The organism is Weissella sp. DD23 (assembly GCF_001579105.1).
GTDB lineage: Bacteria > Bacillota > Bacilli > Lactobacillales > Lactobacillaceae > Weissella > Weissella cibaria.
This window is the reverse complement of the sequence record NZ_KQ970392.1, coordinates 217,624-224,494: the sequence shown is the minus strand read 5'-3', so window position 1 is coordinate 224,494 and position 6,871 is coordinate 217,624. Positions and strand designations below refer to the sequence as shown.

6 protein-coding genes and 1 pseudogene are annotated in these 6,871 nt (G+C 44.3%); all 7 read right to left on the bottom strand.

What is annotated here, in order from left to right:
• Positions 1 to 329: pseudogene (locus tag WEIDD23_RS14565) on the bottom strand (ATP-dependent DNA helicase); the annotation flags it as partial.
• 916 nt (positions 330 to 1,245) lie between these two features.
• Positions 1,246 to 2,037: an alpha/beta hydrolase gene (locus tag WEIDD23_RS05340; protein WP_224228716.1), complete on the bottom strand. Its 792-nt coding sequence runs from the start codon at positions 2,035 to 2,037 to the stop codon at positions 1,246 to 1,248.
• A 40-nt stretch (positions 2,038 to 2,077) separates the two neighbouring features.
• Positions 2,078 to 3,217 carry a hypothetical protein gene (locus WEIDD23_RS05335; protein WP_062358820.1) on the bottom strand — a complete coding sequence of 380 codons (1,140 nt, stop codon included), beginning with the start codon at positions 3,215 to 3,217 and terminating at the stop codon, positions 2,078 to 2,080.
• Between the two features lie 11 nt (positions 3,218 to 3,228).
• A complete protein-coding gene (locus tag WEIDD23_RS05330) occupies positions 3,229 to 4,302 on the bottom strand; it encodes a serine hydrolase domain-containing protein (protein ID WP_010372014.1) in 1,074 nt (357 codons plus the stop codon).
• A 50-nt stretch (positions 4,303 to 4,352) separates the two neighbouring features.
• Positions 4,353 to 5,606, bottom strand: a complete 1,254-nt coding sequence (dltD, locus tag WEIDD23_RS05325; protein WP_010372016.1) for a D-alanyl-lipoteichoic acid biosynthesis protein DltD — start codon at positions 5,604 to 5,606, stop codon at positions 4,353 to 4,355.
• Positions 5,599 to 5,838 carry a D-alanine--poly(phosphoribitol) ligase subunit DltC gene (gene dltC, locus WEIDD23_RS05320; protein WP_010372019.1) on the bottom strand — a complete coding sequence of 80 codons (240 nt, stop codon included), beginning with the start codon at positions 5,836 to 5,838 and terminating at the stop codon, positions 5,599 to 5,601. Before dltC ends, dltD begins: the two co-directional genes overlap by 8 nt.
• A 21-nt stretch (positions 5,839 to 5,859) precedes the next feature.
• On the bottom strand, positions 5,860 to 6,871 hold a 1,012-nt coding region (gene dltB, locus WEIDD23_RS05315), incomplete at its 5' end, for a D-alanyl-lipoteichoic acid biosynthesis protein DltB (protein ID WP_242865439.1).

Genomic DNA, 6,871 nt, shown 5'->3' with positions numbered 1-6,871 from the left:
TCTTGGTCACCTTCTTCATCAATATCGACACGTCCAAAATAGGGACTTGGTCGTAGCATTGTTAAGGTATCCACCGTCTTACGCATGATATTTTCAGTTTCCGTTACACGGGCCACAATGTTTCGTTGCTGCTGAATTTCGGCATTCGTTTCCATGGCATCATCGACTTCAAACGTGTTAATTGACGTATTGGCGATGTAATTACCTTCAACGGCGCGTGTTTCAGAATGAGCTTGTGCGTATGCGTCCTTCGCATCTTCCAACTGCTGATCAATTTCAACAACCACTTTATCTAGTCGTTCTTGTTCTACTGGTTGATCTGCATGCATAATCGCTCACCTTACTTTCTTTCCTTATTTCAATTCAACCATTATACGCTCAATTCCTTCAGAAAAACTATTTTGATATTGATATTACAAGGTATGGTATGGCGTGTCGTGCTAGCGCACGAGGCATGGGTGTGGGGAATTGGCTTCGACAAAGATGCCAGTTGGGAAACTCCGCCGGCGCGAGCACCGGCTAGCACCCAACTAATTGTGTTAAGAGTCTGGGTCCGTTCGCCTTATCTAACCGGCGGTCGGCCGAACTTGTGAGTTCCCCACCTGTCATCGCTACGCCAATCCCCCACACCCATGCCGGCAGCCAAGATATTCTCGATTTGTTTGATAGACATCGGTACGTTGGTGATTGCCTCTATGTTCTACCGTTATATTTAGTACCACGTTGGCAAAGCTAAACATCATAGAACATCTTGGCTGCTGCAACAGGCGTGGCTGGTATCCGGAGCGTTCAAAAATCGGCAACATGCCGCATGGCCGGCGCTATTCAGATAAGCCCATTCAGACCTTACGGGTTTAGGGACAATTATTTGCCCCGCTGAATGGCGTCCGCGCCATTCGGTTGCCGAGTTTTTGAACAAAGGCGCAGGATACCAGCCACGCCTGTTGCTCGTGCGCTAGCACGACACACACTCTCCCCCAAAAAAATCGTACGAAAAAAGCACCAGGTCTCTCCACCCGGTGCTTTGTTCCAACCAATTCTCTTTATCCCTCTCAGCCGCTCTTACCCAGCTAAGGATCGTAGTAGTTGGCGTTTGCCACCGTCAACTACCTTTCAAAAGTTACTTACTAACTTTTCAACACTATTTATAGTAAGTGGAAATGGTGAATTAAAATGTGAATAATTGTGAAGAAATTGTGAACGACGCATTTTTAGCCATTTACGTGTTGCAAAATCGCAACACATCTACGACTTAGGTCGGTTCAACTCACTTCCCATGGGCTTTGGCAAGACGTTTTGCTGGATTAGCTGCACGATTTGATCATTCTGTGGCAAATCAGAATGCTGTGCGTCATCCCCCGTCACCGTGATTTGTGTATAATGGGCAACTTGCTTTTGGAAAATATACTTACCGGCTTCGACTGATTCTTCAGGAACAATTCCATCATCATCATACGTCTCCGTGCCCAAAATCGAATACACCGTCAAATCAGTTGGGAGAGCTTTCCGATGCTTAATAAAGTCCGCCAACATTTGTGTCTTGTTGTTAATGCTCTTCTCGGCAAAATTATACGGTGACCCAATCGTCATTAAGACATTAACTTGTAGTTCTTCCGCTTGATAATACTGTTCTAAATATCGTGTCCAAATCAGGCCCCCATTCGAGTGACCAATGGCTTGAAACCGGCGGAAATGGTAACGCTTTTGCAGCATGAGAATCGCTTTATTAAACCACGCGGCTTGCTTTTTGATATTGGCATAACCATCATGATTGTTTTCAAAAGCAACCACCATATAGGGGGCCTGATCACGGGCCCGCAATTTGCCGCTAACCGTCATCGCCCCGGTCTCTTTCACGGTCACTTTCAGTAAGCTGTGCTTATTAACCCCTTTATTTAATTCCTTTACCAAACCATCAAAGCGGTTTTGTGATGCTGATGACCCTGGAATTAAAATCGTTGGCGTCATTTTAGAATTAAAAATTGCACGATTTGTTGAGGTTTTAGCCTCACTCCATCGTAAACCCAGTATAATCATCACCACGAGTAATATGAACATACCCGCGGTAACTACCCATTTAAGTCCATTGCGCATCTGTCACCTCTTCTAAAATCCGTTTTGCTGGTTGCCAATATAGCCAAATATCTAGCAGTAATATCGCAACCATGACAATTGCATAAGCCCCCAATTGGTGAGAGGCTAGCCCACCTAACAACAGGTTAGGCGTACCACTTGGCACCCAATAAACCGCAGGTGCTAAGTGGCGGAATAATAGCAGCGCCCCTAATAATAAGTTCACGATTGTGACAGCGACCATCCGCCCCATCAGCCGTGGCCGCCACATAATCGGTATCATAAAGGCTAATGGCCACCACTGATCTAGTAATAATGGTATCAACACCAACAACCAAGTAATCGACACATGTTTCATGCGGCGCCGGATCATCATCGCCAAAAACAAGGCCAACAACATGCCAGCACTCCCAACTAACGCAAATGGTGCCAACGGATAAAGACTGTATAGATTGGGTAAGGTTTGGTGTTGCAACATTGCGACCAAATTGGCGTTGGCCGTTGTGGTACTGATATCTGGATTCACCACTGATGACAGACTATTTAAGCCAAGACCATTACCAAGCACCGCCATCACATACCAGGCAATGCTCGACCACAAATGTTGTGGGCCATCACCAAACCAGCCATTGACAACTTGTTGTAAGTAAGCCGTCAAACTAAATTCCCACCAACGCTGCACCACCAAAATATACAACGCATAGATAGCATTCACCGCAACGCCCATACTAAAGCGCCATTCAGGCCTGACACGTTGTACTGGCCAAACCAATGACATGACAAATACTGGCAAAATAAGCCAGTTAATCATTTGTGGGTTACCTAGCAAATGCCACACAATTAAGGCTGACAAAGCAATTAAAACCCCTAATTGTTCCGTTTTGAGATGTGACTTTAGCAAGGTCATCAACGTTCTGGCTACTACTAACACTCCGACTAATTGGAATCCCATGGTCAGTGCGTTTGTAATCAACCCATTTAACATCACAAACTTGCCCACGAATTTTGTGTAATGTAACACCGTCGGAAAAAAGCCATCCGGCAGTAACACAAGTCGTTGTCCTAACGCTAACCACGTTAAGGCCAATACAACCGGCAATAACGTTGCCATACTTTGTTGCGTCGCCGCCAAATATCTTTTCATAGCATTCCTCTCTATTCAGTCGCCGCCCGGAACATCAATTGTGCAAAGGCCACGTTCGCGTGTGTTTTTTGGGTCATCCGATTACTGAACCAAATCACCATTGTGTGTCCATCACGGGATGTTTTAATTGTTGGTTCATAACCCTGAATTAAACCATGCAAATAGAGTGATCCATCTGCTTGATGGTAAAGACCACTGGCATATTGCTCATTACCATTCGTTTTGGTCATGTTTTGCCAAGCTGTTTTAGACAGCAGTTTGCCATGTAGTTCGTCTTCTAAGAATTCATACATATTAACGACAGACGTCGCCTTTGCCCCGGTACCAATCTCACGGTTATAAATCATGGCCGGTCCAGCATAATGTTGGCCAGTTTCTTTTTGACTTTCAGTATAGTACGGTGACTTCGTAAATGCATCATAACCTTGGAAATTATATCCTTGGTGTTGGTTATACAGCGCATTAAATTGATCATCATACGACTTCCCCTGTAACTGACGGAGAATCATCGCAATCACATCATAATTCCCAGCTTCGTAACGCCACTTTGGCGTTTGCTTAATCTGGATATGTTGCATGTCAAAATTCAAATACGCCTCCTCATCCAAATCTTCCTTAGAAACCTTCGTCAAATGGTAATTAGACGTCATCGTCAATAACTGACGCATGGTAATTTTTTTAGCATTTGGTAGCGATGGTAAAAAGTGGCTAACCGTTGTGTCTAATGTCAGATGATGGTCTGCAAGCGCCCGCATCAACATGATGGCTGTTAGATTTTTCTGAATTGAAGCCATTTCGTATTCCGACTGGACATTCAACGCTTGATTGGGCGTCGTCAGAGTGTGTCCATACGCCTGATACAAAACTGGCTTATTATCACGAACAACTAATAGACTACCTGAAAGCTTATTTTTAACAACCGTGCGCTTTGCTAAATCGGCCATCGCTGGATCGTGACTAAATGGTTTTTTGGCCCAACTAACGTGGTGCGTCGCCGCCACAACCGGTCGCGCTGCGCCGCCAACCATTGTCATGACACTAGTTGCTAAGACAACCGCACTAATCATTAATTTTCGCTGATTCATTTCCTTACTCCTACTAAAAAAAGTGGTGACGCATCGCCACCACTTTTGGTTTAATTCACTGATGTCGCCGTCATCCAGTCATGACCATAATACTTATCCTGCATGTGATAAGTTGGCGTTGATTGTGGTGTTGTTAAGAAGTGGTTTACCCGCTTATCAAACGCTAGCCAACCGCGCCACCCCATGTGGATGGTATCTTGCATGAAATATTGCTTATCCCCTGATTGAGAAAAATCAGCAATATTCGTAAAGCCTTGTGTCGTTAACTGTGACTTAATCTTCGCAACCGTCTGGTCATACATCTTCATATCAAGTCCCGTGTATGCCGCCCACTTTTCATTAACTGGTTGGATAACAAAGAGCACATTGGTATGTGTCGCTGCAAACTGTTGCAATGCCAATTGCAAATCACCATATTCGGGTGATTGCAAATAATTAAACTGACGCTGTGAGCCTCGTAGCTTACCCAATTGCTTGGCAACACGTTGTTGATAAAACTTATCATCGATGCCAAACTGGTTCGACTTCGTGTGCTCTGCGGCATACTTGTCAGCTAAAGCGTTCAATTTTGTTTCATTGTACGTTTTTGGCAAGTTAGCTGTCTTAGGTAACACGCGCTTCGTATAATTATTTCCCAATTGCATATCAGCAAATAGTGAATCCTCATGGTTCAAGAAACGTAGCTTCATACTAATCCATCCTTGATCATTTGCGGTCAGCTTCTTGCCATCAGCAATACGTCGTAGATAACCAGTTAGTGATGAAGAGACATTCATTGCCAACAAACGCTTTGCCGCATAACGATCAGCCGTGGTCCCCTTAGCATGCTGTAACCACGTTAATGCTTGTGCTTGGTTAAAGTAATACTTAAACGCATTTGGATCTTCACCCTGCTTCACAAACCATTGTGGTGAAATCACGTACACGGCCTGCTTATTGGTCAATTGCTTGGTGATTTGTTGCATGCCAAAGTACTGTGTCAATGACTGTGCCCCACGTTGTCCCAATAAGAAAGGACGGTATGAGCGGTGATAACCTTCCGCCAAAACGGATGGGTGGAACGTATCCATACGGCTCCACTCACTAGAACCGAAGAACGGTACAAAGCGGTGTTGCTTATCGCTTAAGGCCCGTTGCTTAAGGGTTTGGTTCTTAAACACAATCGGTGTTAAAGCATTTGCAGCACGCTGCTCGGCTTGATAGTCGTGCTTGTTGTTATCCTCCGGCATCAACATAATACCAGCTATAACCGCAACAACCGCAACGATGACTGGACCAAAAATCAGGCCCAAACGCTTAAGCATTTTGCAACTCCTTGATGCCTTCAATAATCTTGTTTGCTGTGTTCCAGTCGTCACGACCCATTTCAGAAACTGGTACCTTAATGTTAAACTTGGCTTCGATTTCAAGCACAAGTTCAACCGTTCCCATTGAGTCCAAGACACCGGCATCAAACAAATCTTCATCCATCATGTCTGATACGTCTTCCAAGAACAAATCGTTAATCATTCCCAATACTTCAGTCTTTACATCCATTTTTATATACCTCATTCATTACTAGTGATTATGGAACCAAAGTTGGTCCAAGAATCCAGAGAACAGCAAGAAGCTAACCATCACAATGTTAAACGTTAGGAAAATTGCAAACCCTTCCGTGAACTTATTGTGCGGAATTTGCTTCTTATGGCGACGCTTGTAACGCAGCCACCAATCATTAATCACCAAGGCTAGTCCGTGGAAAATACCGTAGCTGATGTAATACCAAGTTACACCGTGCCAGAATCCCATGATCGTCATGTTAAGCACATAAACCACACCAGACGTGACATTCCGGTTCTTAAACACCTTGTGGCGCATGAACACCATCACTAGGCGCATAAAGATAAAATCACGGAACCAAAAACTTAGTGACATGTGCCAACGATTCCAAAAGTCCTTCAAGTTTTTCGCCATAAATGGCTTATCAAAGTTCATTGGTGTCTCAATACCCATTAAGTATGAAATGGCTACTGCGAACAATGAGTACCCGGCAAAGTCGAAGAACAAGTCGAAACCATACGCATACATGACACCAATCGTTGGCCAATTAATTAGCCCTCCAGCAACCAGTGCCTCATGCTCTAAGCCCGGCAAAAGTAATGTCCCAAAAATATAAGCCAAGATGAACTTGTAAAAGAAGCCTAAGAACAAATAGTGGACCGCTTTTTCAATCATCCCCAAGTACTTATCTCGATCAGGTACCGTTTCATAATCTTCCGTAAAGCGACGGAACCGATCAATTGGTCCGGAAGACAAGGTTGGCATGAAGAGCATAAAGCGTAAGAATTGGCCAAAGGTGAATTCCTTCAACACACCATCACGCATCTCCATCAACATGCCGACCGAACGGAACATCAAGTAGGAAATTCCTAAAAAGCCAAGTAATGAGTTTTGCCCCATCGTCACAGCTGGTATGATCTTCACGATTGCTAGTGGCAATACATCTAAGAATACGGCACCATAGAATACCCACTTATTATCCGCCTTTTGCCGATATTTAGCATAGCCGAAGACCATCACAGCCTGCCAG

Excerpts from the sequence above, each read along its gene's own strand:
- WEIDD23_RS05340 (WP_224228716.1), bottom strand. The coding sequence starts at position 2,037 with ATGATTATACTGGGTTTACGATGGAGTGAGGCTAAAACCTCAACAAAT.
- WEIDD23_RS05335 (WP_062358820.1), bottom strand. The coding sequence starts at position 3,217 with ATGAAAAGATATTTGGCGGCGACGCAACAAAGTATGGCAACGTTATTG.
- WEIDD23_RS05330 (WP_010372014.1), bottom strand. The coding sequence starts at position 4,302 with ATGAATCAGCGAAAATTAATGATTAGTGCGGTTGTCTTAGCAACTAGT.
- dltD (WP_010372016.1), bottom strand. The coding sequence starts at position 5,606 with ATGCTTAAGCGTTTGGGCCTGATTTTTGGTCCAGTCATCGTTGCGGTT.
- dltC (WP_010372019.1), bottom strand. The coding sequence starts at position 5,838 with ATGGATGTAAAGACTGAAGTATTGGGAATGATTAACGATTTGTTCTTG.